Below are 25,914 nucleotides of genomic sequence, written 5' to 3' on the forward strand. Positions count from 1 at the left end.
AGGTCCCAAAATCCTGGTTAAGTGGGAAACGATGTGGGAAGGCTTAGACAGCTAGGAGGTTGGCTTAGAAGCAGCCACCCTTTAAAGAAAGCGTAATAGCTCACTAGTCGAGTCGGCCTGCGCGGAAGATGTAACGGGGCTCAAACCAGGTACCGAAGCTACGGGTATCATCTTTTGATGATGCGGTAGAGGAGCGTTCTGTAAGCCTGTGAAGGTGAGTTGAGAAGCTTGCTGGAGGTATCAGAAGTGCGAATGCTGACATGAGTAACGACAATGGGTGTGAAAAACACCCACGCCGAAAGACCAAGGTTTCCTGCGCAACGTTAATCGACGCAGGGTTAGTCGGTCCCTAAGGCGAGGCTGAAAAGCGTAGTCGATGGAAAACAGGTTAATATTCCTGTACTTCTGGTTATTGCGATGGAGGGACGGAGAAGGCTAGGCCAGCTTGGCGTTGGTTGTCCAAGTTTAAGGTGGTAGGCTGGGATCTTAGGTAAATCCGGGATTTCAAGGCCGAGAGCTGATGACGAGTTGTCTTTTAGACGACGAAGTGGTTGATGCCATGCTTCCAAGAAAAGCTTCTAAGCTTCAGGTAACCAGGAACCGTACCCCAAACCGACACAGGTGGTTGGGTAGAGAATACCAAGGCGCTTGAGAGAACTCGGGTGAAGGAACTAGGCAAAATGGCACCGTAACTTCGGGAGAAGGTGCGCCGGTGAGGGTGAAGGACTTGCTCCGTAAGCTCATGCCGGTCGAAGATACCAGGCCGCTGCGACTGTTTATTAAAAACACAGCACTCTGCAAACACGAAAGTGGACGTATAGGGTGTGACGCCTGCCCGGTGCCGGAAGGTTAATTGATGGGGTTAGCGCAAGCGAAGCTCTTGATCGAAGCCCCGGTAAACGGCGGCCGTAACTATAACGGTCCTAAGGTAGCGAAATTCCTTGTCGGGTAAGTTCCGACCTGCACGAATGGCGTAACGATGGCGGCGCTGTCTCCACCCGAGACTCAGTGAAATTGAAATCGCTGTGAAGATGCAGTGTATCCGCGGCTAGACGGAAAGACCCCGTGAACCTTTACTATAGCTTTGCACTGGACTTTGAATTTGCTTGTGTAGGATAGGTGGGAGGCTTTGAAGCGTGGACGCCAGTCTGCGTGGAGCCATCCTTGAAATACCACCCTGGCAACTTTGAGGTTCTAACTCAGGTCCGTCATCCGGATCGAGGACAGTGTATGGTGGGTAGTTTGACTGGGGCGGTCTCCTCCTAAAGAGTAACGGAGGAGTACGAAGGTGCGCTCAGACCGGTCGGAAATCGGTCGTAGAGTATAAAGGCAAAAGCGCGCTTGACTGCGAGACAGACACGTCGAGCAGGTACGAAAGTAGGTCTTAGTGATCCGGTGGTTCTGTATGGAAGGGCCATCGCTCAACGGATAAAAGGTACTCCGGGGATAACAGGCTGATACCGCCCAAGAGTTCATATCGACGGCGGTGTTTGGCACCTCGATGTCGGCTCATCACATCCTGGGGCTGAAGCCGGTCCCAAGGGTATGGCTGTTCGCCATTTAAAGTGGTACGCGAGCTGGGTTTAGAACGTCGTGAGACAGTTCGGTCCCTATCTGCCGTGGACGTTTGAGATTTGAGAGGGGCTGCTCCTAGTACGAGAGGACCGGAGTGGACGAACCTCTGGTGTTCCGGTTGTCACGCCAGTGGCATTGCCGGGTAGCTATGTTCGGAAAAGATAACCGCTGAAAGCATCTAAGCGGGAAACTTGCCTCAAGATGAGATCTCACTGGAACCTTGAGTTCCCTGAAGGGCCGTCGAAGACTACGACGTTGATAGGTGGGGTGTGTAAGCGCTGTGAGGCGTTGAGCTAACCCATACTAATTGCCCGTGAGGCTTGACCATATAACACCCAAGCAATTTGCGTCGAAGACCAGATTGCGGTGACTGTGGAGATGACACGAACCGAAAGTTCGCAGCAAGACAACCCACAAATATCACATACCCGATTCGCTGGAGTGCCTCCCAAAGGGCACCCCGGCTACAGAATTTCTTGACGACCATAGAGCATTGGAACCACCTGATCCCATCCCGAACTCAGCAGTGAAACGATGCATCGCCGATGGTAGTGTGGGGTTTCCCCATGTGAGAGTAGGTCATCGTCAAGATTCAATTCCGAAACCCCTATCTGCGTGAGCAGGTAGGGGTTTTGTCTTTTCCGCATCTCGCGTTTCCAATCGTTATCCTTCATTTTTGCCAGTGTTCGAAGCTTTCGGGCATGGCTATCATTGCGGCCTTACCACGGGCGCAGAGTTGGCTATGTCACCATTACTGGATTTGCTTAAAGACGGTCAGTTTCACTCGGGCGAAGCGCTTGGGGAAGTCCTGGGGGTCAGCCGTAGCGCTGTGTGGAAACAGCTTCAGCAGTTGCAGGCAGAGCTTGGCATTGAGGTGCACAAGGTTCGTGGCAAAGGTTATCGTCTGGCTGACCCGATCTGTTCGCTGTGCCTGGAGGCGGTGAGGGCAGGAGCGCCTGCTGGCTGGGACGTACGTATCATGCAAAGCGCTGATTCCACCAATGCCCAGGCACTTCACGCCATAGCCCAGGGATGCCCACTGCCGCTGCTGGTGCTGGCAGAGCGTCAGACCGCGGGCAGAGGGCGACGAGGCAGGCCGTGGGTGAGCCCGTATGCACAAAACCTCTATTACAGCCTGGCGCTACGCATAGAGGGCGGTATGAGTCGTTTGGAAGGATTGAGTCTGGTCGTCGGTCTTGCCGTGGTGCGAGCCCTGCATGCGCAAGGCGTGAGCGAGGCAAGACTCAAGTGGCCCAACGATATCCTGGTGGGAGACAAGAAGCTGGCAGGGATACTGCTGGAGCTGGTCGGTGACCCCAGTGACGTGTGTCACGTGGTGATCGGTATCGGTATCAACGTGAACATGAAGCTGAGTACCGACGTGGATCGGCCTTGGACGTCCATGCGTTTGCAGCGCATGAGTCTGGTGGACCGCAATGTGCTGGTTACCGAGCTCAATGACCAATTACAGTGCTACCTGGAGCGTCATGCAGTGTCCGGCTTCGAGCAGTTGCGCGAGGAATGGGAAGACCTTCATGCTTGGCAGGGCAGGTCGGTGGTGCTCAGCGCTGGTGTGAAAGCCATTGAGGGCCTGGTACTGGGAATAGACGGACAAGGTGGCCTGCGGCTCGCGGTGGACGGAGTGGAGCAGGTATTCAATGGTGGAGAGCTGAGTCTGCGGCTTGCAGCAAGCGACCAGCCCTTAGCTGCTTCTGACCAAGGCGAGGAAAGATGATGCGCTGGCTTGTACTGCTTCTATTGGTGCTAAATGTGTTTTACGCCGGGTGGCACAACCAGGAGTTGCCGGTACGTCCAAAGGAACTCGAGCCCCTCTCTACCTACAAAGGTGAGCGGCACAACATTCAGCTGCTGAACGAAAAGCCTGCGACCCAGCACTGACTGGCTTGCACGGCGTGTGCTTTGCAGGTCTGGGTACACAAGGCGCGCCTCGCACCGATGCGCGTGCTGGGGGTCCGGCAGGGACTCAATGAATTCAATAACTTAAAACGTAAAATAATCGCATCCAGGGTATTGCCAGGGTGTAATGGTTTGCATAGAATGGCGCCCGCTTCACAGCGATGGTGCGAATGCCCAGCGATGTGAAACGGCTGTCGATGTAGCTAACCTCAAGATTTTAATGAGAAAAAGCTTGACAGTAAGGTGGCATAGCGTAAAATGCCGCCACGTTAAGGAGGGGTTCCCGAGCGGCCAAAGGGATCAGACTGTAAATCTGACGTCTACGACTTCGAAGGTTCGAATCCTTCTCCCTCCACCATTTTTAGCGTGAGCCGCAAGCTCCGCGGGTATAGTTTAGTGGTAGAACCTCAGCCTTCCAAGCTGATGATGCGGGTTCGATTCCCGCTACCCGCTCCAAGTTTGCTGTTTGTGCATGGTTTTAAGCTCTTGTAGCTCAGTTGGTAGAGCACACCCTTGGTAAGGGTGAGGTCAGCGGTTCAAATCCGCTCAAGAGCTCCATTTTTGCAAGGCAGATATGAAAATATCTGCCTTTGTTTTAATGGTAGGCGTGTCTTGCTCCTGTGGGCATTGCAGGTCTCTGCTGTTGGCATCTTGGGTTGTGAGGTCCATGCCAGGTGAAGGGTTATCTTCTCTTGTGCAATTCGGAAGTCCAATCAGGTGTTGAAATAGCTTTCCCGGGTCGGCATAATGTTCGGCCTGATTTGTTTTAGGTCAGTAGCTCAATTGGCAGAGCGACGGTCTCCAAAACCGTAGGTTGGGGGTTCGATTCCCTCCTGACCTGCCAGATTCACTCGGTGTGTCTGGCTTTCTTTTCACAGGATCCTCCTAGATGACTCCCAAGGCTGAAGCCCCAGAATCTCGTTTCGATCTGCTGAAGTGGCTCGTTGTTGTCGCTTTGGTCGTGGTTGGCGTGGTTGGTAATCAGTACTACTCCGCGTCGCCGATCCTGTACCGGGTGCTTGCACTTCTTGCCATTGCCGCTGTGGCCGCCTACGTGGCTCTGCAGACAGCCAAAGGCAAGTCGTTCTTCGTCCTGGCAAAGGAAGCACGCACCGAAATCCGTAAAGTCGTTTGGCCGACTCGCCAAGAGACCACACAGACCACGCTGATCGTAGTTGCGGTCGTTCTGGTCATGGCGTTGCTGTTGTGGGGGCTAGATTCCCTGCTCGGCTGGCTTGTTTCCTTGATTGTTGGCTAAGGGTGTCCCGTGGCTAAGCGTTGGTACGTTGTGCATGCTTACTCGGGTTACGAGAAGCATGTTATGCGCTCTTTGATCGAGCGTGTAAAGCTGGCTGGTATGGAAGACGGTTTTGGCGAAATTCTCGTCCCCACTGAAGAAGTGGTCGAGATGCGAAATGGCCAAAAGCGTAAAAGTGAACGCAAGTTCTTTCCAGGCTATGTGCTGGTGCAGATGGACATGAACGAAGGCACTTGGCACTTGGTCAAGGACACGCCTCGGGTCATGGGTTTCATCGGCGGCACGGCGGACAAGCCGGCTCCGATCACCGACAAGGAAGCTGAAGCTATCCTGCGTCGTGTTGCTGATGGTAGCGACAAGCCCAAGCCCAAGACGTTGTTCGAGCCAGGCGAAGTGGTTCGCGTCACCGATGGTCCGTTCGCGGATTTCAACGGTACCGTCGAAGAAGTCAACTACGAAAAGAGCCGGATCCAGGTCGCGGTGCTCATTTTCGGTCGCTCTACTCCGGTAGAGCTCGAGTTCAGTCAGGTCGAAAAAGTCTGATTGGAAACGGATCCCATACCCCGCAGGCGTAAGCTGCGGGGTTTTGTCGTCACTGGGATAAAACGCAAGCAACTGGGGAGCCGCAAGGCGCTCGTACCCAATAGTGGAGTAGCTCATGGCTAAGAAAATCACGGCTTACATCAAGCTGCAAGTAAAGGCCGGCCAGGCCAACCCTAGCCCGCCCGTCGGCCCGGCCCTGGGCCAGCATGGCGTGAACATCATGGAATTCTGCAAGGCCTTCAATGCCCGTACTCAGGGTCAAGAAGCCGGCTTGCCGACTCCTGTAATCATCACTGTCTACAGTGACCGTAGCTTCACCTTCGAGACCAAAAGCACCCCTGCTTCGGTACTGCTGAAGAAAGCTGCTGGCCTGACCAGCGGTTCCGCCCGTCCGAACACCGTCAAAGTCGGTACCGTGACTCGCGCTCAGCTCGAAGAAATCGCTAAAGCCAAGAATGCGGACCTGACTGCCGCTGACATGGAAGCAGCCGTGCGTACCATCGCCGGTTCTGCTCGCTCCATGGGCCTCAACGTGGAGGGTGTGTAATGGCTAAGCTGACTAAGCGCCAAAAAGCTATTGCTTCCAAGATCGAAGCAGGCAAGCTGTACAACTTCGAAGATGCAGCTGCGCTGCTGACCGAACTGTCCACCGTCAAGTTCAGCGAATCCGTTGACGTGGCTGTGAACCTGGGCGTTGACCCACGTAAATCCGACCAGGTCGTACGTAGCGCTACCGTGCTGCCACACGGCACTGGCAAGACCGTACGTGTTGCCGTGTTCACCCAGGGTCCTGCTGCCGAAGCCGCTCTGGCTGCCGGTGCAGACCGCGTTGGCATGGACGACCTGGCTGCCGAAATGAAAGGCGGCGACCTGAACTATGACGTCGTCATTGCATCCCCGGATGCCATGCGCGTAGTAGGTCAGTTGGGTCAGATCCTCGGTCCACGTGGCCTGATGCCTAACCCGAAAGTCGGCACCGTGACGCCAGACGTCGCCAACGCCGTCAAGAATGCCAAGGCTGGTCAGGTTCGCTACCGCACCGACAAGAACGGCATCATCCACACTTCCGTTGGCAAGGTCGGCTTCGACGCCGTCAAGCTGAAGGAAAACGTTGAAGCCCTGATCGCTGATCTGAAGCGTATCAAGCCAGCTTCCTCGAAAGGTATCTACGTCAAGCGCGTTACCCTGAGCACCACCATGGGCCCAGGTCTGGTCATCGACCAAGGCTCGCTGGACGCGTAAGACTTTGCCGATGGCTCGGGCGACCGGGCCATCAGCTGAAAAATTGGGGTCCCTGCCTGGCGGGGGCTATCCAAGACCGTAGGCGACGCAAGTCTTAAACCACAAGCCTACGCAGATGGTGCTCCCGGTTCCTTACCGAATCAGACACCAAAACGACATCCGGCCTCGGTTGGATGAAACGGTAACAAGCAGGAGTTGAACCCGTGGCAATTAAACTTGAAGACAAGAAGGCCATCGTCGCTGAAGTCAACAAGGCTGCCCAAGTTGCTCTGTCCGCTGTCGTGGCTGATGCCCGTGGCGTAACAGTAGGCGCTATGACCGGACTCCGTAAAGAGGCTCGTGAAGCTGGCGTATACGTACGTGTCGTACGTAACACCCTGCTCAAGCGCGCCGTTGCAGACACTCCTTACAGTGTTCTGAACGACGTGTTCACTGGCCCGACCTTGATCGCCTTCTCCAACGAACATCCAGGTGCTGCTGCCCGTTTGTTCAAGGAGTTCGCCAAAGGTCAGGACAAGTTCGAGATCAAGGCAGCTGCGTTCGAGGGTAACTACCTCGCAGCTAACCAAATCGACGTGCTGGCAAGCTTGCCGACCCGTGACGAAGCCATTTCCCAGCTGATGAGCGTGATTCAAGGCGCTACCAGCAAACTGGCTCGTACTCTGGCGGCCCTTCGCGACCAGAAAGAAGCTGCAGCAGCCTGAGGCTGAGCGACTTCTCTCTACGTTTATTGTTTATTTCGATGGCCGCCTAGGCCGTCACCCCAATACAGGAATTTATAGTCATGTCTCTGACTAACGACCAAATCATCGAAGCAATCGGCGAGAAATCCGTTCTGGAAATCGTTGAGCTGATCAAAGCGATGGAAGAAAAGTTCGGCGTTTCGGCTGCTGCCGCTTCCGCCGGTCCAGCTGCTGGTCCAGCTGCCGTTGTTGAAGAGCAAACTGAATTCAACGTCATGCTGCTGGAAGCTGGCGAGAAGAAAGTAAACGTCATCAAGGCAGTTCGTGAACTGACCGGTCTGGGCCTGAAAGAAGCCAAGGCTGTTGTTGACGGCGCTCCTGCCATGGTTCTGGAAGCTGTTGCCAAAGACGCAGCCGACAAAGCCAAAGCAACGCTGGAAGAAGCAGGCGCCAAAGTCGAGCTCAAGTAAGCATCGACCTTGCGTCTCCAGCCCGAGCGTCAAGCGAAAGGCTGATGGCTGGTGGCTCATGCCACCGGCCTTTTTCCGTTACTGGCAGTCGATCAGGTCGACGCCGGCAACGCGCTGTAACCACCCGAGGGTGGCGCAAACCACGGGGTTTGCACGATTTTCTGGCTGCTCCCGTCGGGAGAAGCCACAAGCAGGTGACCAAGCTGGGGAACGCTGATGGCTTACTCATATACTGAGAAAAAACGTATCCGCAAGGACTTTAGCAAGTTGCCGGACGTCATGGACGTACCGTACCTCTTGGCTATCCAGCTGGATTCGTATCGCGAATTCTTGCAGGCGGGCGCGACCAAGGACCAGTTCCGTGATGTCGGTCTGCATGCGGCCTTCAAATCCGTTTTCCCGATCATCAGCTACTCCGGCAACGCTGCTCTGGAGTACGTTGGTTATCGTCTGGGCGAACCGGCCTTTGACGTCAAAGAGTGCGTACTGCGTGGCGTGACCTACGCCGTGCCGCTGCGTGTAAAAGTGCGCCTGATCATTTTCGACAAAGAATCGTCGAACAAAGCGATCAAGGACATCAAAGAGCAGGAAGTCTACATGGGGGAAATCCCCCTGATGACCGAGAACGGTACCTTCGTAATCAACGGTACCGAGCGCGTCATCGTTTCCCAGCTGCACCGTTCGCCAGGTGTGTTCTTCGACCACGACCGTGGCAAGACGCACAGCTCGGGCAAGCTGCTCTACTCGGCCCGTATCATTCCTTACCGTGGCTCCTGGCTGGACTTCGAGTTCGATCCGAAAGACTGTGTATTCGTCCGTATCGACCGTCGTCGCAAGCTGCCTGCCTCGGTGCTGCTGCGCGCCTTGGGTTACAGCACCGAGGAAGTCCTCGATGCGTTCTACACCACCAACGTATTCCACGTGCAGGGCGAGCAGCTCAGCCTGGAACTGGTGCCCCAGCGCCTGCGCGGTGAAATCGCCGTTCTCGACATCGTCGACGACAAGGGCAAGGTCATTGTCGAGCAGGGCCGCCGTATCACTGCCCGGCACATCAACCAGATCGAAAAGGCCGGCATCAAGCAGCTGGAAGTGCCACTGGACTACGTCCTGGGCCGCACCACGGCCAAGGCCATCGTGCACCCGGCCACCGGCGAGATCCTGTGCGAGTGCAACACCGAGCTGACCACCGAACTGCTGCTCAAGATCGCCAAGGCGCAGGTCGTTCGCATCGAAACGTTGTACACCAACGACATCGATTGCGGTCCGTTCATCTCCGACACTCTGAAGATCGATTCCACCGGCAATCAGCTTGAAGCCCTGGTGGAAATCTATCGCATGATGCGTCCAGGCGAGCCGCCAACCAAGGATGCTGCCGAGACCCTGTTCAACAACCTGTTCTTCAGCCCTGAGCGCTATGACCTGTCTGCGGTCGGCCGGATGAAGTTCAACCGTCGTATCGGTCGTACCGAGATCGAAGGTTCGGGCGTATTGAGCAAGGAAGACATCGTTGCCGTATTGAAGACTCTGGTCGACATCCGCAACGGCAAAGGCATCGTCGATGACATCGACCACTTGGGTAACCGTCGTGTTCGCTGCGTAGGCGAAATGGCCGAGAACCAGTTCCGTGTTGGCCTGGTGCGTGTAGAGCGCGCGGTCAAGGAACGTCTGTCGATGGCCGAAAGCGAAGGCCTGATGCCGCAGGACCTGATCAACGCCAAGCCAGTGGCTGCCGCGGTCAAGGAGTTCTTCGGTTCCAGCCAGCTGTCGCAGTTCATGGACCAGAACAACCCGCTGTCCGAGATCACCCACAAACGTCGCGTCTCCGCGCTCGGCCCTGGTGGTCTGACCCGCGAACGTGCAGGCTTCGAAGTGCGTGACGTTCACCCGACGCACTATGGTCGCGTGTGCCCGATCGAAACGCCGGAAGGTCCGAACATCGGTCTGATCAACTCCCTGGCGGCCTATGCGCGCACCAACCAGTACGGCTTCCTGGAAAGTCCGTACCGCGTGGTGAAAGACGCTCTGGTCACCGACGAGATCGTGTTCCTGTCCGCCATCGAAGAAGCCGATCACGTGATCGCTCAGGCTTCGGCCACGATGAACGACAAGAAGGTGCTGATCGACGAGCTGGTAGCCGTACGTCACTTGAACGAATTCACCGTCAAGGCGCCGGAAGACGTCACCCTGATGGACGTTTCGCCCAAGCAGGTCGTCTCGGTAGCCGCATCGCTGATTCCGTTCCTCGAGCACGACGACGCCAACCGTGCGTTGATGGGTTCGAACATGCAGCGTCAGGCTGTACCTACCCTGCGTGCCGACAAGCCGCTGGTCGGTACCGGCATGGAGCGTAACGTTGCCCGTGACTCCGGCGTTTGCGTCGTGGCGCGTCGTGGCGGCGTGATCGACTCCGTCGATGCCAGCCGTATCGTGGTCCGGGTTGCCGATGACGAAGTCGAGACTGGCGAAGCCGGTGTCGACATCTACAACCTGACCAAGTACACCCGCTCGAACCAGAACACCTGCATCAACCAGCGTCCGCTTGTCAACAAGGGTGACGTGGTTCAGCGCAGCGACATCATGGCCGATGGCCCGTCCACCGACATGGGTGAACTGGCGCTGGGTCAGAACATGCGCATCGCGTTCATGGCGTGGAACGGCTTCAACTTCGAAGACTCCATCTGCCTGTCCGAGCGTGTGGTTCAGGAAGATCGCTTCACCACGATCCACATCCAGGAACTGACCTGTGTGGCCCGTGACACCAAGCTTGGCCCAGAGGAAATCACTGCCGACATCCCGAACGTGGGTGAAGCGGCGCTGAACAAGCTGGACGAAGCCGGTATCGTCTACGTAGGTGCCGAAGTCGGCGCCGGCGACATTCTGGTCGGCAAGGTGACGCCTAAAGGCGAAACTCAGCTCACGCCGGAAGAAAAACTGCTGCGCGCGATCTTTGGCGAGAAGGCCAGCGACGTTAAGGACACCTCCCTGCGCGTGCCTACCGGCACCAAGGGTACCGTCATCGACGTACAGGTCTTCACCCGAGACGGTGTCGAGCGTGATGCTCGTGCTCTGTCGATCGAGAAGAGCCAGCTGGACGAGATCCGCAAGGACCTGAACGAAGAGTTCCGTATCGTTGAAGGCGCGACCTTCGAACGTCTGCGCTCGGCCCTGATGGGTCAGATCATTGAAGGCGGCGCTGGCCTGAAGAAAGGCACCGAGGTGACCCACGAGGTCCTCGACGGTCTGGAGCATGGTCAGTGGTTCAAGCTGCGCATGGCCGAAGACGCGCTGAACGAACAGCTCGAGAAGGCTCAGGCCTACATCGTCGATCGTCGCCGTCTGCTGGATGACAAGTTCGAAGACAAGAAGCGCAAGCTGCAGCAAGGCGATGACCTGGCTCCGGGCGTGCTGAAGATCGTCAAGGTCTACCTGGCCATCCGCCGTCGCATCCAGCCGGGTGACAAGATGGCCGGTCGTCACGGTAACAAGGGTGTGGTTTCGGTGATCATGCCTGTCGAGGACATGCCGCACGACGCCAACGGTACGCCGGTGGACGTGGTACTCAACCCGTTGGGTGTACCTTCGCGTATGAACGTCGGTCAGATTCTCGAAACCCACCTGGGCCTCGCGGCCAAGGGTCTGGGCGAGAAGATCAACACCATGCTCGAAGAGCAGCGTAAGGTAGCTGATCTGCGCAAGTTCCTGACCGAGATCTACAACGAGATCGGTGGCCGTCAAGAACAGCTGGAAACCTTCTCCGACCAGGAAATCCTGGATCTGGCGAAGAACCTCAAGGGCGGCGTTCCAATGGCTACCCCGGTGTTCGACGGTGCCAAGGAAAGCGAAATCAAGGCCATGCTGAAATTGGCCGACATGCCGGAAAGCGGCCAGATGCAGCTTTTCGACGGTCGCACCGGCAACAAGTTCGAGCGTCCGGTCACCGTTGGCTACATGTACATGCTGAAGCTGAACCACTTGGTGGACGACAAGATGCACGCGCGTTCCACTGGTTCTTACAGCCTGGTTACCCAGCAGCCGCTGGGTGGTAAGGCGCAGTTCGGTGGTCAGCGTTTCGGGGAGATGGAGGTGTGGGCGCTGGAAGCATACGGCGCGGCATACACCCTGCAAGAAATGCTCACAGTGAAGTCGGACGATGTGAACGGTCGTACCAAGATGTACAAGAACATCGTGGACGGCGATCACCGTATGGAGCCGGGCATGCCCGAGTCCTTCAACGTGTTGATCAAAGAGATCCGTTCTCTGGGTATCGATATCGATCTGGAAACCGAATAACACGTGACGCGAATCGGGAGTGGACGGCTACCGTCCACTCCCTGCTCCGCCAGGAGGAAAGGCCTTGAAAGACCTACTGAATTTGCTGAAAAACCAGGGTCAAGTCGAAGAGTTCGATGCGATCCGCATCGGCCTCGCGTCGCCTGAGATGATCCGTTCGTGGTCGTTCGGTGAAGTTAAAAAGCCGGAAACCATCAACTACCGTACGTTCAAGCCTGAGCGTGACGGCCTGTTCTGCGCCAAGATCTTTGGCCCGGTCAAGGACTACGAGTGCCTGTGCGGTAAGTACAAGCGCTTGAAGCACCGTGGCGTGATCTGCGAGAAGTGCGGCGTTGAAGTCGCGCTGGCCAAGGTTCGTCGCGAGCGCATGGCTCACATCGAACTGGCTTCGCCGGTCGCTCACATCTGGTTCCTGAAATCGCTGCCGTCCCGTATCGGTCTGCTGATGGACATGACCCTGCGTGATATCGAACGCGTTCTCTACTTCGAGAGCTACGTCGTTATCGATCCGGGAATGACTACCCTTGAAAAGGGCCAGCTGCTGAACGACGAGCAGTACTTCGAAGCACTCGAAGAGTTCGGTGACGACTTCGACGCCCGCATGGGTGCCGAGGCCGTTCGCGAGCTGCTGCACGCCATTGACCTGGAACACGAGATCGGTCGCCTGCGCGAAGAGATTCCGCAGACCAACTCGGAAACCAAGATCAAGAAGCTGTCCAAGCGCCTGAAGCTGATGGAAGCCTTCCAGGGCTCCGGCAACCTGCCTGAGTGGATGGTGTTGACCGTTCTGCCGGTTCTGCCGCCAGATCTGCGTCCACTGGTTCCACTGGATGGCGGTCGTTTCGCGACTTCCGACCTCAACGATCTGTATCGTCGAGTGATCAACCGTAACAACCGTCTGAAGCGCCTGCTGGATCTGTCGGCTCCCGACATCATCGTGCGCAACGAAAAGCGCATGCTGCAGGAAGCTGTGGATGCGCTGCTCGACAACGGTCGTCGCGGTCGTGCCATCACTGGTTCGAACAAGCGTCCTCTGAAATCCCTGGCTGACATGATCAAGGGTAAGCAGGGTCGCTTCCGTCAGAACCTGCTCGGCAAGCGCGTTGACTACTCGGGTCGTTCGGTAATTACCGTAGGCCCGACCCTGCGCCTGCACCAGTGCGGTCTTCCGAAGAAGATGGCTCTGGAACTGTTCAAGCCGTTCATCTTCGGCAAGCTGGAAATGCGTGGTCTGGCGACCACCATCAAGGCCGCCAAGAAGATGGTCGAGCGCGAGCTGCCAGAAGTGTGGGACGTGCTCGCCGAAGTGATTCGCGAACACCCCGTGCTGCTCAACCGTGCACCGACCCTTCACCGTCTGGGTATCCAGGCGTTCGAGCCGGTATTGATCGAAGGCAAGGCCATCCAGCTGCACCCACTGGTCTGCGCCGCGTACAACGCCGACTTCGACGGTGACCAGATGGCGGTTCACGTACCGCTGACCCTGGAAGCCCAGCTCGAAGCTCGTGCGCTGATGATGTCGACCAACAACATCCTGTCGCCAGCCAACGGTGAGCCAATCATCGTTCCTTCGCAGGACGTTGTACTGGGTCTGTATTACATGACCCGTGAAGCGATCAACGCCAAGGGCGAAGGCCGTATCTTTGCCGACCTGCAGGAAGTCGACCGCGTTTTCCGCGCCGGCGAAGCTGCCCTGCACGCCAAGATCAAGGTTCGTATCAACGAAACCGTCAACGATCGTGATGGCGGCAGCGTGAGCGGCACCCGTATCGTCGACACCACTGTCGGCCGTGCGCTGCTGTTCCAGGTCGTGCCTAAAGGTCTGTCCTTCGACGTCGTCAACCTGCCGATGAAGAAAAAGGCGATTTCCAAGCTGATCAACCAGTGCTACCGCGTGGTAGGTCTGAAAGAGACCGTGATCTTCGCTGACCAGTTGATGTACACCGGTTTTGCCTACTCGACGATTTCGGGTGTTTCCATCGGCGTTAACGACTTCGTTATCCCGGATGAGAAAGCTCGCATCATCGGTACTGCGACCGACGAAGTGAAAGAGATCGAAAGCCAGTATGCGTCCGGCCTGGTAACCCAGGGCGAGAAGTACAACAAGGTGATCGACCTCTGGTCCAAGGCCAACGACGAAGTGTCCAAGGCGATGATGTCGAACCTCTCGAAAGAGAAGGTCATCGATCGTCATGGCAACGAAGTCGACCAGGAGTCGTTCAACTCGATGTACATGATGGCTGACTCCGGTGCCCGGGGTTCGGCTGCTCAGATTCGTCAGTTGGCCGGTATGCGTGGCCTGATGGCCAAGCCGGACGGCTCGATCATCGAGACGCCGATCACCGCGAACTTCCGTGAAGGTCTGAGCGTACTTCAGTACTTCATCTCCACTCACGGTGCTCGTAAGGGTCTGGCGGATACCGCCTTGAAGACTGCGAACTCCGGTTACCTGACTCGTCGTCTGGTAGACGTGGCGCAGGATCTGGTGGTGACCGAGGTCGATTGCGGTACCGAACACGGCCTGCTGATGACCCCGCACATCGAAGGCGGCGACGTCGTGGAGCCTCTGGGCGAGCGCGTACTGGGTCGAGTGATCGCCCGTGACGTGTTCAAGCCAGGCACCGACGAAGTCATCGTTCCAGGCGGTACGCTGGTAGACGAGAAGTGGGTTGAATTCATCGAGCTGAACAGCATCGACGAAGTCATCGTGCGCTCGCCGATCAGCTGCGAAACCCGCTACGGTATCTGCGCCAAGTGCTACGGTCGTGACCTGGCTCGCGGGCATCAGGTGAACATCGGTGAAGCGGTCGGCGTTATCGCTGCCCAGTCCATCGGTGAGCCGGGTACCCAGCTGACCATGCGTACGTTCCACATCGGTGGTGCGGCAAGCCGGACCTCGGCTGCAGACAGCGTCCAGGTTAAGAATGGCGGCACCGTCCGTCTGCACAACCTGAAGCACGTAGAGCGTGCCGACGGCAACCTGGTCGCCGTGTCGCGTTCCGGTGAGTTGGCGATTGCCGACGAATTCGGTCGTGAGCGTGAGCGTTACAAACTGCCGTACGGTGCAGTGATTTCGGTGAAGGAAGGCGACAAGGTCGACGCTGGTGCCATCGTGGCCAAGTGGGATCCGCACACTCACCCAATCGTCACCGAGATGAAAGGTACCGTGACCTACGTGGGCATGGAAGAAGGCATCACGATCAAACGTCAGACAGACGAATTGACCGGCCTGACCAACATCGAAGTACTCGATGCCAAGGATCGTCCAGCGGCGGGCAAGGAAATTCGTCCAGCCGTGAAGATGGTCGGCGTCGATGGCAAGGATCTGCTGCTGCCCGGTACCGACGTACCGGCCCAGTACTTCCTGCCAGCCAACGCCCTGGTCGGCGTGGCGGATGGTGCGCAAGTGGGTGTGGGTGACGTTATCGCCCGTATCCCGCAGGAAACTTCGAAGACGCGTGACATCACCGGTGGTCTGCCGCGTGTTGCCGACCTGTTCGAAGCGCGTCGTCCGAAGGAAGCTTCGATTCTGGCGGAAGTCAGCGGCACCATCGCGTTCGGTAAGGAGACCAAGGGCAAGCGCCGTCTGGTCATCACTCCGAACGACGGTACCGATCCGTACGAAGAGCTGATTCCGAAGTGGCGTCACCTGAACGTCTTCGAAGGCGAACAAGTGAACCGCGGTGAAGTGATCTCCGACGGCCCAAGCGATCCACACGACATCCTGCGTCTGCTGGGTGTGAGTGCGCTGGCCAAGTACATCGTCAACGAGATTCAGGACGTGTACCGTCTGCAAGGCGTGAAGATCAACGACAAGCACATCGAGACGATCCTGCGTCAGATGCTGCGCAAGGTCGAGATCTCCGAGTCGGGTGACAGCAGCTTCATCAAGGGCGACCAGATGGAACTGACCCAGGTACTGGGCGAGAACGAGCGTTTGAGCGGCGACGACAAGTTCGTTTCCAAGTTCACCCGTGTTCTGCTGGGTATCACCAAGGCGTCGTTGTCCACCGAATCGTTCATCTCGGCGGCTTCCTTCCAGGAAACCACTCGAGTGCTGACCGAAGCGGCTGTTACCGGCAAGCGCGACTACCTGCGCGGCCTGAAGGAAAACGTGGTCGTGGGTCGTCTGATCCCGGCCGGTACCGGTCTGGCGTATCACAGCGAGCGCAAGCGTCGTCGTGAACTCGACAAACCAACCCGCGTCAGCGCCAGTGAAGTTGAAGCTGCGTTGACCGAAGCGCTGAACTCAAGCGGTAATTGAGACCAGCGGTAGTGATGACAGGGCCCTGGTAGCCCTTGCAGGCTCCGCAACGACACGAAAGTCGCGGCGGAGTGGGCAGGGGAGGCCGGGGCCTTGTCTTGACTGGGGACGAGATCCTCTTTAGACTCTTGTACCCCTAAATTTGGCGGGATTGATTCCTGCCATTTTTGCTTTTCTTGCAAGACAATAGCGTCGCAAGACAACAGTGGAGCTAGTAGATGGCAACTATCAACCAGCTGGTACGTCAGCCGCGTAAGCGTATCGTCGAGAAATCCGACGTACCTGCGCTGCAGAACTGCCCGCAACGTCGTGGCGTGTGCACCCGTGTGTACACCACCACGCCGAAAAAACCTAACTCGGCACTGCGTAAAGTATGCCGTGTGCGTCTGACCAACGGTTTCGAGGTTTCCTCGTACATCGGCGGTGAAGGCCACAACCTGCAAGAGCACAGCGTGGTACTGATCCGCGGCGGTCGTGTAAAAGACTTGCCAGGTGTTCGTTACCACACCGTTCGCGGCTCCCTGGATACCTCCGGCGTCAAAGGTCGTAACCAAGGTCGTTCGAAGTACGGTACCAAGCGTCCGAAGTAATCGGCGTTTGCGGAATACTGCAGTTATCTATTTTTCTGAGTCGATAAGAGTAAGGTCGGGCGTGTCCCGAGCTAACCTGAAGACCGTTTGAGGGCTTATCCATGCCAAGAAGACGCGTAGCAGCCAAGCGCGAAGTGCTTGACGATCCAAAATACGGCAGCCAGATCCTGGCCAAGTTCATGAACCACGTGATGGAAAGCGGCAAGAAAGCCGTTGCCGAGCGTATCGTTTATGGCGCGCTGGACAAGGTTAAAGAACGCAAGAACAGCGACCCCCTGGAAATCTTCGAGAAAGCTCTCGACGCCATCGCTCCGCTGGTCGAAGTGAAGTCGCGCCGTGTAGGCGGTGCTACTTACCAGGTTCCGGTCGAAGTTCGTCCGTCCCGTCGTAACGCTCTGGCAATGCGCTGGCTGGTAGACTTCGCGCGCAAGCGCGGTGAAAAGTCCATGGCTCTGCGCTTGGCCGGCGAACTGCTGGACGCTGCCGAAGGCAAAGGTGCTGCAGTTAAGAAGCGTGAAGACGTTCACCGTATGGCTGAAGCCAACAAAGCGTTCTCGCACTACCGCTTCTAAATTCGGCGTCACTTATTTTGCGAGGGCTTTATGGCTCGTACAACTGATATCAATCGCTACCGTAACATCGGTATCGTCGCTCACGTGGATGCGGGTAAAACCACCACCACCGAGCGCGTCCTGTTCTATACGGGCGTGAACCACAAGATGGGCGAGGTGCATGATGGCGCCGCGACCATGGACTGGATGGTGCAGGAGCAGGAGCGGGGTATTACCATTACTTCCGCTGCTACTACCGCGTTCTGGGAAGGCTCCAACAAGCAGTTCCCACGCCACCGCTTCAACATCATCGATACCCCCGGCCACGTTGACTTCACCATTGAAGTAGAGCGTTCGCTGCGTGTACTCGACGGTGCGGTCGTGGTGTTCTGCGGTACCTCCGGTGTCGAGCCTCAGTCCGAAACCGTATGGCGTCAAGCCAACAAGTACGGTGTTCCACGTCTCGTCTACGTGAACAAGATGGACCGTGCCGGTGCCAACTTCCTGCGCGTGATCGGTCAGATCAAGCAGCGCCTGGGTCACACCCCGGTGCCGATTCAGCTGGCCATCGGTGCAGAAGACAACTTCCAGGGCCAGATCGATCTGATGTCCATGGAAGCGGTCTACTGGAACGACGCTGACAAAGGCATGGCTGCACGCCGTGAGCCGATCCCTGCCGAGCTGCAGGAACTGGCTGACGAGTGGCGCAGCAACATGGTCGAGGCTGCGGCCGAAGCCAGCGAAGAGCTGATGAACAAGTACCTCGAAGGTGAAGAACTCACCAACGACGAAATCAAGGCCGCTCTGCGTCAGCGTACCATCGCTGGTGAAATCGTCCTGGCTGTTTGCGGTTCCTCGTTCAAGAACAAGGGCGTTCCCCTGGTTCTGGATGCCGTCATCGACTACCTGCCGGCCCCTGTCGACATTCCTGCCATCAAGGGTTCCGACCCGGATGACGAGACTGTGGCCATGGAGCGTCATGCAGACGACAGCGAGCCGTTCTCGGCTCTGGCGTTCAAGATCGCTACCGACCCATTCGTGGGTACCCTGACCTTCGCCCGTGTCTACTCGGGTGTGTTGAGCTCCGGCGACGGCGTGATCAACTCGGTCAAGGGCAAGAAAGAGCGCGTGGGTCGTATGGTGCAGATGCACGCAAACACCCGCGAAGAGATCAAGGAGGTACGCGCTGGTGACATCGCGGCCTTGATCGGCATGAAGGACGTCACCACTGGTGACACTCTGTGCTCGGCCGACAAGCCGATCATCCTGGTTCGCATGGACTTCCCGGAGCCGGTAATCTCGGTTGCCGTTGAGCCCAAGACCAAGGATGACCAGGAAAAAATGGGTATCGCACTGGGCAAACTTGCTCAGGAAGACCCGTCTTTCCGCGTCAAGACCGATGAAGAGACTGGTCAAACGATCATCTCGGGTATGGGTGAGTTGCACCTGGACATTCTGGTTGACCGCATGCGCCGCGAGTTCAACGTAGAAGCCAACATCGGTAAACCGCAGGTTTCCTATCGTGAGAAGATCACGAAGGCCTGTGAGATCGAAGGCAAGTTCGTTCGTCAGTCCGGCGGTCGTGGTCAGTTTGGCCATTGCTGGATCCGTTTTGCTCCTGCTGACGAAGGTCAGGAAGGTCTGCAGTTCGTGAACGAAGTCGTAGGTGGTGTTGTTCCGAAGGAATACATCCCGGCGATCCAGAAGGGTATCGAAGAGCAGATGAAGAACGGCGTCGTTGCCGGCTATCCGCTGATCGGCCTGAAGGCGACCGTTTTCGATGGCTCTTACCACGACGTCGACTCCAACGAGATGGCGTTCAAGGTGGCTGCCTCCATGGCGACCAAGCAGCTGGCCTCCAAAGGCGGCGGTGTTGTGCTTGAGCCGATCATGAAGGTGGAAGTTGTAACACCTGAGGACTACATGGGTGACGTGATGGGAGACCTGAACCGTCGTCGTGGTCTGATCCAGGGTATGGAAGATACGGTGTCCGGCAAGGTTATCCGTGCCGAGGTTCCGTTGGGCGAAATGTTCGGTTATGCGACCGATGTTCGTTCAATGTCCCAGGGTCGCGCGAGCTACTCTATGGAATTCTCCAAATACTCCGAGGCTCCGTCGAACGTCGTCGAAGCTATCGTTAAAAAACAAGGCTGATTCAGCCCCTTAGGCTAGGAGTTTATTGTCGTGGCTAAAGAAAAATTTGATCGTTCCCTACCTCACGTCAACGTCGGCACCATCGGCCACGTTGACCACGGTAAAACCACTCTGACCGCTGCTCTGACTCGCGTCTGCTCCGAAGTTTTCGGTTCGGCTCGTGTTGACTTCGACAAGATCGACAGCGCACCAGAAGAAAAAGCTCGTGGTATCACCATCAACACCGCGCACGTCGAATACAACTCGACCATTCGTCACTACGCTCACGTTGACTGCCCAGGTCACGCTGACTACGTGAAGAACATGATCACCGGTGCTGCCCAGATGGACGGCGCTATCCTGGTCTGCTCGGCCGCTGATGGTCCGATGCCACAAACCCGTGAGCACATCCTGCTGTCCCGTCAGGTAGGCGTTCCGTACATCGTGGTCTTCCTGAACAAGGCTGACCTGGTAGACGACGCTGAGCTGCTGGAACTGGTCGAGATGGAAGTTCGTGACCTGCTGTCCACCTACGACTTCCCAGGCGACGACACTCCGATCATCATCGGTTCGGCTCGTATGGCTCTGGAAGGCAACGACGAAAACGAAATGGGCACCACTGCCGTTCGTAAACTGGTTGAAACTCTGGACAGCTACATCCCAGAACCAGTTCGTCTGACCGACAAGCCGTTCCTGATGCCAATCGAAGACGTGTTCTCGATCTCCGGTCGCGGTACTGTTGTTACCGGTCGTATCGAGCGCGGTATCGTTCGCGTTCAGGATTCGCTGGAAATCGTTGGTCTGCGTGACACCACCGTCACCACCTGCACCGGTGTTGAAATGTTCCGCAAGCTGCTCGACGAAGGTCGTGCTGGCGAGAACTGCGGCGTGCTGCTGCGCGGCACCAAGCGTGACGACGTTGAGCGTGGCCAGGTTCTGGTCAAGCCAGGTTCGGTCAAGCCGCACACCAAGTTCACTGCAGAAGTCTACGTTCTGAGCAAGGAAGAAGGCGGTCGTCACACTCCGTTCTTCAAAGGCTACCGTCCACAGTTCTACTTCCGTACAACTGACGTGACCGGTAACTGCGAACTGCCAGAAGGCGTTGAAATGGTAATGCCAGGTGACAACATCCAGATGACTGTCACTCTGATCAAGACCATCGCAATGGAAGACGGCCTGCGCTTCGCTATCCGTGAAGGCGGTCGTACCGTCGGCGCTGGCGTCGTAGCCAAAATCATCGAGTAATCGTTGATCGCTTGAAAGAGCCCCCGCTTAGCGGGGGCTTTTTTATTGGGTTGACACTCGATAGGCGCGTCTATAGAATTGCGCCTCCTTTTAACGGGTGCATTGCGCCCGGTGGGAACAGCAGCCGGAGTCTGAAATCCAATGCAAAATCAGCAAATCCGTATCAGGTTGAAGGCTTTCGACCATCGCCTGATCGACCAATCCACCCAGGAAATCGTGGAAACCGCGAAACGTACTGGTGCTCAGGTGCGTGGTCCAATTCCACTTCCTACCCGTAAAGAGCGGTTCACTGTTCTGGTTTCTCCGCACGTCAACAAAGACGCGCGCGACCAGTACGAGATCCGTACTCATAAGCGTGTTCTGGACATCGTCCAGCCAACGGACAAAACCGTTGATGCGCTGATGAAGCTTGATCTTGCGGCAGGTGTGGAAGTGCAGATCAGCCTCGGCTAAGACTTGGGTCTTAGTCGTGTAACGCTCTGAAATGGGCGGCCATAGCGGGTGAAAGCCCCGTACACTCATGAGGTTTACAACATGACTATTGGTGTAGTCGGTCGTAAATGCGGTATGACCCGTATTTTCACCGAAGAAGGTGTCTCCATTCCGGTCACGGTCATTGAGATCGAGCCGAATCGCGTCACCCAGTTCAAAACTGAAGAAACTGATGGCTATCGTGCAGTGCAAGTCACTGTCGGCGAGCGTCGTGCTTCGCGCGTGACTGCTGCTCAGGCAGGTCACTTCGCCAAGGCGAACGTTGCTGCCGGTCGTGGCGTCTGGGAATTCCGCCTTGCAGAAGGCGAGTACCAGGCTGGCGACTTGATCAATGCTGAACTCTTCGCAGCGGGCCAACTGGTAGACGTTACCGGTCAGTCCAAAGGTAAAGGCTTTGCCGGTACCATCAAGCGTTGGAACTTCCGCGGTCAAGACAACACCCACGGTAACTCCGTTTCCCACCGCGTCCCTGGCTCCATCGGCCAGTGCCAGACTCCTGGCCGTGTATTCAAGGGCAAAAAAATGTCCGGTCATATGGGCGCTGAGCGCGTGACCGTGCAGTCCCTGGAAGTTGTGCGCGTCGACGCTGAACGCAATCTGCTGCTCGTCAAGGGTGCTGTTCCTGGCGCAACCGGCGGCAACTTGGTTGTGCGTCCGGCAGCCAAGGCTCGCGGTTAAGGGGAAGCGAAAATGCAATTAAATGTAAATGACGCTCAGGCGATCGAAGTTTCCGAACTGACTTTCGGCGGCGAGTTCAACGAGACACTGGTGCACCAGGCAGTCGTGGCCTACATGGCTGGCGGTCGTCAGGGCAGCAAGCAGCAGAAGACCCGTTCCGACGTTCGTGGTGGCGGTAAGCGCCCTTGGCGTCAAAAGGGTACTGGCCGCGCGCGTGCCGGTACTATCCGTAGCCCAATCTGGCGTGGCGGTGGTACCACTTTCGCAGCTCGTCCTCAGGATCACACCCAGAAGCTGAACAAGAAGATGTACCGCGCAGCACTGCGCTCCATCCTTGCTGAGCTGGTGCGTACCGATCGTCTGGTCGTGGTTCAGGACTTCGCTGTCGAAGCACCGAAAACCAAAGACCTGCTGGGCAAGCTGAATGGCATGGGCCTCACCGACGTTCTGATCGTATCGGACTCCGTCGACGAGAACCTGTACCTGGCTGCTCGCAACCTTCCGCACGTCGATGTACGTGACGTTCAAGGTTCCGACCCAGTTAGTCTGATCGCATACGACAAGGTGTTGATCACCGTGTCGGCCGTGAAGAAATTCGAGGAGCTGCTGGGATGAACCAGGAACGCGTATTTAAAGTTCTGCTTGGCCCGCACGTTTCCGAGAAGGCTACGGTTCTGGCAGACAAGAAAGGTCAGTTCGTTTTCAAGGTTGCTACCGACGCAACCAAGCTGGAAATCAAGAAGGCCGTCGAAAGCCTGTTCAGCGTGAAAGTAGAGCGTGTTACTACCCTGAACGTACTGGGTAAAAGCAAGCGCACTGCTCGCGGTCTGGGCAAGCGTAATGACTGGAAGAAGGCAGTTATCTCCCTTCAGCCAGGCCAAGATCTCGATTTCAGCAGCAGTGCTGAGTAAGGAAGGGGTGCATCATGGCAATCGTTAAATGCAAACCGACTTCCCCTGGCCGCCGTTTCGTGGTCAAGGTGGTCAACCAGGAGCTGCATAAAGGCGCTCCTCACGCACCGCTGCTCGAGAAAAAATCGAAGTCTGGTGGTCGTAACAACAATGGCCGTATTACCACTCGTCACATCGGTGGTGGTCACAAGCAGCATTACCGCATGATCGACTTCCGTCGCAACGACAAAGATGGCATCACCGCCACTGTCGAGCGTATCGAATACGATCCTAACCGTACTGCTCACATCGCTCTGGTTCTGTACGCAGACGGCGAGCGTCGCTACATCCTCGCACCGAAAGGCGTGAGTGCTGGCGACCAGCTGATTGCAGGTGCTCTGGCACCAATCAAGCCAGGCAACTCGCTGCAACTGCGCAACATCCCGGTTGGTAGCACCATCCACGGCATCGAACTGAAGCCGGGCAAAGGTGCTCAGATCGCTCGCTCCGCTGGCGCTTCGGCTCAGCTGATCGCTCGTGAAGGTGTCTACGTGACCCTGCGCCTGCGTTCGGGCGAAATGCGCAAAGTGCTGTCCGAGTGCCGTGCAACGCTGGGTGAGGTTTCGAACTCCGAGCACAGCCTGCGCTCGCTGGGTAAAGCCGGTGCCAAACGCTGGCGTGGCGTTCGCCCAACCGTTCGTGGTGTTGCCATGAACCCGGTTGACCACCCACATGGTGGTGGTGAAGGTCGTACCTCCGGTGGTCGTCATCCGGTATCGCCATGGGGCTTCCCGACTAAGGGCGCGAAGACTCGTGGTAATAAGCGTACCGACAAAATGATCGTCCGTCGTCGCAAGTAAATAGAGGGATACGACAGTGCCACGTTCTCTGAAAAAAGGTCCTTTTATTGATCTTCACCTACTGAAGAAGATCGAAGTGGCGGCGGAAAAGAACGATCGCAAACCAGTTAAGACCTGGTCGCGTCGTTCGATGATCCTGCCACAAATGGTCGGTCTGACCATCGCAGTACACAACGGTCGTCAGCACGTCCCCGTTCTCGTGAACGAAGACATGGTCGGCCACAAACTGGGCGAGTTCGCCGGTACCCGTACATATCGCGGGCACGTGGCTGACAAGAAAGCCAAGCGTTAAGGGGTAAGGAAATGGAAGTAGCCGCTAAGTTGTCGGGCGCTCGAATCTCCGCCCAGAAAGCCCGCTTGGTCGCCGACCAGATCCGCGGGAAGAAGGTGGGCGAAGCGCTCAACCTGCTGGCTTTTAGCAGTAAAAAAGCCGCAGAAATCATGAAGAAAGTGCTGGAGTCGGCCGTAGCCAACGCCGAGCACAACGAAGGCGCAGACGTTGATGACCTGAAGGTCAGCACCGTTTTCGTCAACGAAGGGCGTTCGCTGAAGCGCATCATGCCTCGTGCCAAAGGCCGGGCTGATCGCATCGTCAAGCGGTCTTGCCATATCACTGTCAAGGTTGCTGACAAGTAACGGAGTCGATCAGATGGGTCAGAAAGTACATCCCATTGGCATTCGCCTGGGAATCGTCAAGGAGCACACCTCCGTCTGGTACGCAGACGGTCGGACTTATGCGGACTACTTGTTCGCAGATCTGAAGGTGCGTGAGTATCTCCAAGACAAACTAAAAAGCGCGTCCGTAAGCCGTATCGATATCCATCGTCCGGCCCAAACTGCACGCATCACCATTCACACCGCTCGTCCTGGTATCGTTATCGGGAAGAAAGGTGAGGACGTTGAGAAGCTGCGTCAGGACCTGACCAAGCAAATGGGTGTGCCTGTGCACATCAATATCGAAGAGATCCGCAAGCCGGAGCTCGACGGTATGCTGGTTGCGCAGAGCGTAGCTCAGCAGCTGGAGCGTCGTGTGATGTTCCGTCGCGCCATGAAGCGCGCCGTACAGAACGCCATGCGCATTGGTGCCAAAGGCATCAAGATCCAAGTGAGCGGTCGTCTCGGCGGTGCTGAAATCGCACGTACTGAATGGTATCGCGAAGGTCGTGTGCCATTGCACACCCTGCGTGCCGACATCGACTATGCCAACTACGAAGCTCACACCACCTACGGTGTGATCGGTGTGAAGGTTTGGATTTTCAAAGGCGAAGTAATTGGTGGTCGCCAAGAAGAACTGAAACCACAAGCACCTGCGCCTCGTAAAAAAGCTGCTAAGTAAGGGGTACGCCAAATGTTGCAACCTAAGCGTACGAAGTTCCGCAAGCAGATGACTGGCCACAACCGTGGTCTGGCTCAGCGCGGTAGCAAAGTCAGCTTCGGCGAGTTCGCGCTGAAGTCTGTAGCTCGTGGTCGTCTCACCGCTCGTCAGATCGAGTCAGCGCGTCGGGCACTGACCCGTCACGTAAAACGTGGCGGCAAGATCTGGATCCGTGTATTCCCGGACAAGCCTATCTCCAAAAAGCCCCTCGAAGTTCGTATGGGTAAAGGTAAGGGTAACGTGGAATATTGGGTTGCCCAGATTCAGCCAGGCAAAGTCCTGTATGAAATCGAGGGTGTTTCCGAAGAGCTGGCGCGTGAGGCTTTCGCCTTGGCGGCTGCAAAGCTGCCTCTCGCCACCTCCTTTGTTAAGCGGACGGTGATGTGATGAAAGCGAATGAACTTCGTGAAAAATCAGCACAGCAACTGAACGAGCAACTGCTCGGCTTGCTGCGCGACCAGTTCAATCTGCGCATGCAGAAAGCAACTGGCCAGTTGGGGCAGTCTCACCTGCTCTCGCAAGTGAAGCGCGACATCGCTCGCGTGAAAACTGTGCTCAACCAGCAGGCAGGTAAGTGATCATGGCTGAAGCCGAAAAAACCGTCCGTACGCTGACTGGCCGTGTGGTCAGCGACAAGATGGACAAAACCATCACCGTATTGATCGAGCGTCGCGTAAAGCACCCGATCTACGGTAAATACGTTAAGCGTTCGACTAAGCTGCACGCTCACGACGAAACCAATCAGTGCAAGATCGGCGACAAGGTCACTATTCGTGAAACCCGTCCGCTGGCCAAGACCAAGTCCTGGGCACTGGTTGACGTTCTCGAACGCGCTGTTGAAGTCTAAGGGCTAGGGGT

Annotated in this window: 24 protein-coding genes, 4 tRNA genes and 2 rRNA genes (1 of these 30 cut by a window edge); all 30 read left to right on the plus strand. The window is 56.7% G+C overall.

The features are described from left to right. Nucleotides 1–1,903, plus strand: a 23S ribosomal RNA gene (locus tag ABMD26_RS13880); it begins 991 nt to the left of the window's first position. Between the two features lie 147 nt (nt 1,904–2,050). After that, a 5S ribosomal RNA gene (gene rrf, locus ABMD26_RS13885) occupies nt 2,051–2,166 on the plus strand. Between the two features lie 151 nt (nt 2,167–2,317). After that, nucleotides 2,318–3,310, plus strand: coding sequence for a bifunctional biotin--[acetyl-CoA-carboxylase] ligase/biotin operon repressor BirA (birA, locus tag ABMD26_RS13890; RefSeq protein WP_134723834.1), 993 nt, complete (start codon nt 2,318–2,320; stop codon nt 3,308–3,310). A gap of 455 nt (nt 3,311–3,765) precedes the next feature. Then, nucleotides 3,766–3,850 (plus strand) — tRNA-Tyr (locus ABMD26_RS13895). A 24-nt stretch (nt 3,851–3,874) separates the two neighbouring features. Further along, nucleotides 3,875–3,948: transfer RNA gene (locus tag ABMD26_RS13900), tRNA-Gly, on the plus strand. 26 nt (nt 3,949–3,974) lie between these two features. Continuing rightward, nucleotides 3,975–4,050, plus strand: a tRNA-Thr gene (locus tag ABMD26_RS13905). Between the two features lie 210 nt (nt 4,051–4,260). Then, nucleotides 4,261–4,336 (plus strand) — tRNA-Trp (locus ABMD26_RS13910). 45 nt (nt 4,337–4,381) lie between these two features. After that, entirely contained in the window at nt 4,382–4,750 is a 369-nt protein-coding gene (gene secE / locus ABMD26_RS13915) for a preprotein translocase subunit SecE (protein ID WP_043192508.1), read from the plus strand. A gap of 9 nt (nt 4,751–4,759) precedes the next feature. After that, complete coding sequence (nusG, locus tag ABMD26_RS13920; RefSeq protein WP_010443972.1) at nt 4,760–5,293, plus strand: transcription termination/antitermination protein NusG; 534 nt, start codon at nt 4,760–4,762, stop codon at nt 5,291–5,293. Nucleotides 5,294–5,408: 115 nt separating this feature from the next. Further along, nucleotides 5,409–5,840, plus strand: a complete 432-nt coding sequence (rplK, locus tag ABMD26_RS13925; RefSeq protein ID WP_049860768.1) for a 50S ribosomal protein L11 — start codon at nt 5,409–5,411, stop codon at nt 5,838–5,840. Then, nucleotides 5,840–6,535: a 50S ribosomal protein L1 gene (gene rplA, locus ABMD26_RS13930; protein WP_043192511.1), complete on the plus strand. Its 696-nt coding sequence runs from the start codon at nt 5,840–5,842 to the stop codon at nt 6,533–6,535. Before rplK ends, rplA begins: the two co-directional genes overlap by 1 nt. 203 nt (nt 6,536–6,738) lie before the next feature. Further along, on the plus strand, nt 6,739–7,239 hold the full coding sequence (rplJ, locus tag ABMD26_RS13935; RefSeq protein ID WP_049860769.1) for a 50S ribosomal protein L10: 501 nt from the start codon (nt 6,739–6,741) through the stop codon (nt 7,237–7,239). 80 nt (nt 7,240–7,319) lie between these two features. Beyond that, a complete protein-coding gene (gene rplL, locus ABMD26_RS13940; protein WP_043192515.1) occupies nt 7,320–7,688 on the plus strand; it encodes a 50S ribosomal protein L7/L12 in 369 nt (122 codons plus the stop codon). Nucleotides 7,689–7,904: 216 nt separating this feature from the next. Beyond that, nucleotides 7,905–11,978, plus strand: coding sequence for a DNA-directed RNA polymerase subunit beta (gene rpoB, locus ABMD26_RS13945; protein WP_049860770.1), 4,074 nt, complete (start codon nt 7,905–7,907; stop codon nt 11,976–11,978). A gap of 64 nt (nt 11,979–12,042) precedes the next feature. Further along, complete coding sequence (gene rpoC, locus ABMD26_RS13950; RefSeq protein ID WP_043192517.1) at nt 12,043–16,242, plus strand: DNA-directed RNA polymerase subunit beta'; 4,200 nt, start codon at nt 12,043–12,045, stop codon at nt 16,240–16,242. A gap of 218 nt (nt 16,243–16,460) precedes the next feature. Next, nucleotides 16,461–16,832, plus strand: a complete 372-nt coding sequence (gene rpsL, locus ABMD26_RS13955) for a 30S ribosomal protein S12 (RefSeq protein ID WP_003186084.1) — start codon at nt 16,461–16,463, stop codon at nt 16,830–16,832. A 101-nt stretch (nt 16,833–16,933) separates the two neighbouring features. Further along, a complete protein-coding gene (rpsG, locus tag ABMD26_RS13960) occupies nt 16,934–17,404 on the plus strand; it encodes a 30S ribosomal protein S7 (protein ID WP_010490886.1) in 471 nt (156 codons plus the stop codon). A 30-nt stretch (nt 17,405–17,434) separates the two neighbouring features. Further along, the gene (gene fusA / locus ABMD26_RS13965) at nt 17,435–19,537 is read left to right on the plus strand and encodes an elongation factor G (protein WP_049860771.1); all 2,103 of its coding nucleotides are present in this window, start codon (nt 17,435–17,437) and stop codon (nt 19,535–19,537) included. 30 nt (nt 19,538–19,567) lie between these two features. Then, nucleotides 19,568–20,761, plus strand: a complete 1,194-nt coding sequence (tuf, locus tag ABMD26_RS13970) for an elongation factor Tu (RefSeq protein ID WP_049860772.1) — start codon at nt 19,568–19,570, stop codon at nt 20,759–20,761. Nucleotides 20,762–20,902: 141 nt separating this feature from the next. Next, complete coding sequence (rpsJ, locus tag ABMD26_RS13975; RefSeq protein ID WP_003186070.1) at nt 20,903–21,214, plus strand: 30S ribosomal protein S10; 312 nt, start codon at nt 20,903–20,905, stop codon at nt 21,212–21,214. 81 nt (nt 21,215–21,295) lie between these two features. Next, nucleotides 21,296–21,931 (plus strand): 50S ribosomal protein L3, encoded by a 636-nt coding sequence (rplC, locus tag ABMD26_RS13980; RefSeq protein ID WP_043192521.1) that lies wholly within the window; start codon nt 21,296–21,298, stop codon nt 21,929–21,931. Nucleotides 21,932–21,943: 12 nt separating this feature from the next. Continuing rightward, the gene (rplD, locus tag ABMD26_RS13985) at nt 21,944–22,546 is read left to right on the plus strand and encodes a 50S ribosomal protein L4 (protein ID WP_043192522.1); all 603 of its coding nucleotides are present in this window, start codon (nt 21,944–21,946) and stop codon (nt 22,544–22,546) included. Beyond that, entirely contained in the window at nt 22,543–22,842 is a 300-nt protein-coding gene (gene rplW / locus ABMD26_RS13990) for a 50S ribosomal protein L23 (RefSeq protein WP_002555488.1), read from the plus strand. Before rplD ends, rplW begins: the two co-directional genes overlap by 4 nt. 14 nt (nt 22,843–22,856) lie before the next feature. Then, entirely contained in the window at nt 22,857–23,681 is an 825-nt protein-coding gene (gene rplB / locus ABMD26_RS13995; protein ID WP_043192523.1) for a 50S ribosomal protein L2, read from the plus strand. A gap of 16 nt (nt 23,682–23,697) precedes the next feature. Then, nucleotides 23,698–23,973, plus strand: a complete 276-nt coding sequence (gene rpsS / locus ABMD26_RS14000; RefSeq protein WP_002555486.1) for a 30S ribosomal protein S19 — start codon at nt 23,698–23,700, stop codon at nt 23,971–23,973. A gap of 11 nt (nt 23,974–23,984) precedes the next feature. Beyond that, on the plus strand, nt 23,985–24,317 hold the full coding sequence (gene rplV / locus ABMD26_RS14005) for a 50S ribosomal protein L22 (protein ID WP_003103908.1): 333 nt from the start codon (nt 23,985–23,987) through the stop codon (nt 24,315–24,317). 13 nt (nt 24,318–24,330) lie between these two features. Beyond that, the gene (gene rpsC, locus ABMD26_RS14010; RefSeq protein ID WP_003176422.1) at nt 24,331–25,017 is read left to right on the plus strand and encodes a 30S ribosomal protein S3; all 687 of its coding nucleotides are present in this window, start codon (nt 24,331–24,333) and stop codon (nt 25,015–25,017) included. Nucleotides 25,018–25,029: 12 nt separating this feature from the next. Next, nucleotides 25,030–25,443, plus strand: a complete 414-nt coding sequence (rplP, locus tag ABMD26_RS14015; RefSeq protein ID WP_003176421.1) for a 50S ribosomal protein L16 — start codon at nt 25,030–25,032, stop codon at nt 25,441–25,443. Continuing rightward, a complete protein-coding gene (rpmC, locus tag ABMD26_RS14020; protein ID WP_002555481.1) occupies nt 25,443–25,634 on the plus strand; it encodes a 50S ribosomal protein L29 in 192 nt (63 codons plus the stop codon). The genes rplP and rpmC overlap by 1 nt, the downstream gene beginning before the upstream one ends. 2 nt (nt 25,635–25,636) lie before the next feature. After that, the gene (gene rpsQ / locus ABMD26_RS14025; protein ID WP_043192528.1) at nt 25,637–25,903 is read left to right on the plus strand and encodes a 30S ribosomal protein S17; all 267 of its coding nucleotides are present in this window, start codon (nt 25,637–25,639) and stop codon (nt 25,901–25,903) included. Nucleotides 25,904–25,914: the final 11 nt, after the last annotated feature.

This window comes from Pseudomonas sp. PvP001 (genome assembly GCF_040546375.1).
Taxonomy (GTDB): Bacteria; Pseudomonadota; Gammaproteobacteria; order Pseudomonadales; family Pseudomonadaceae; genus Aquipseudomonas; species Aquipseudomonas coleopterorum.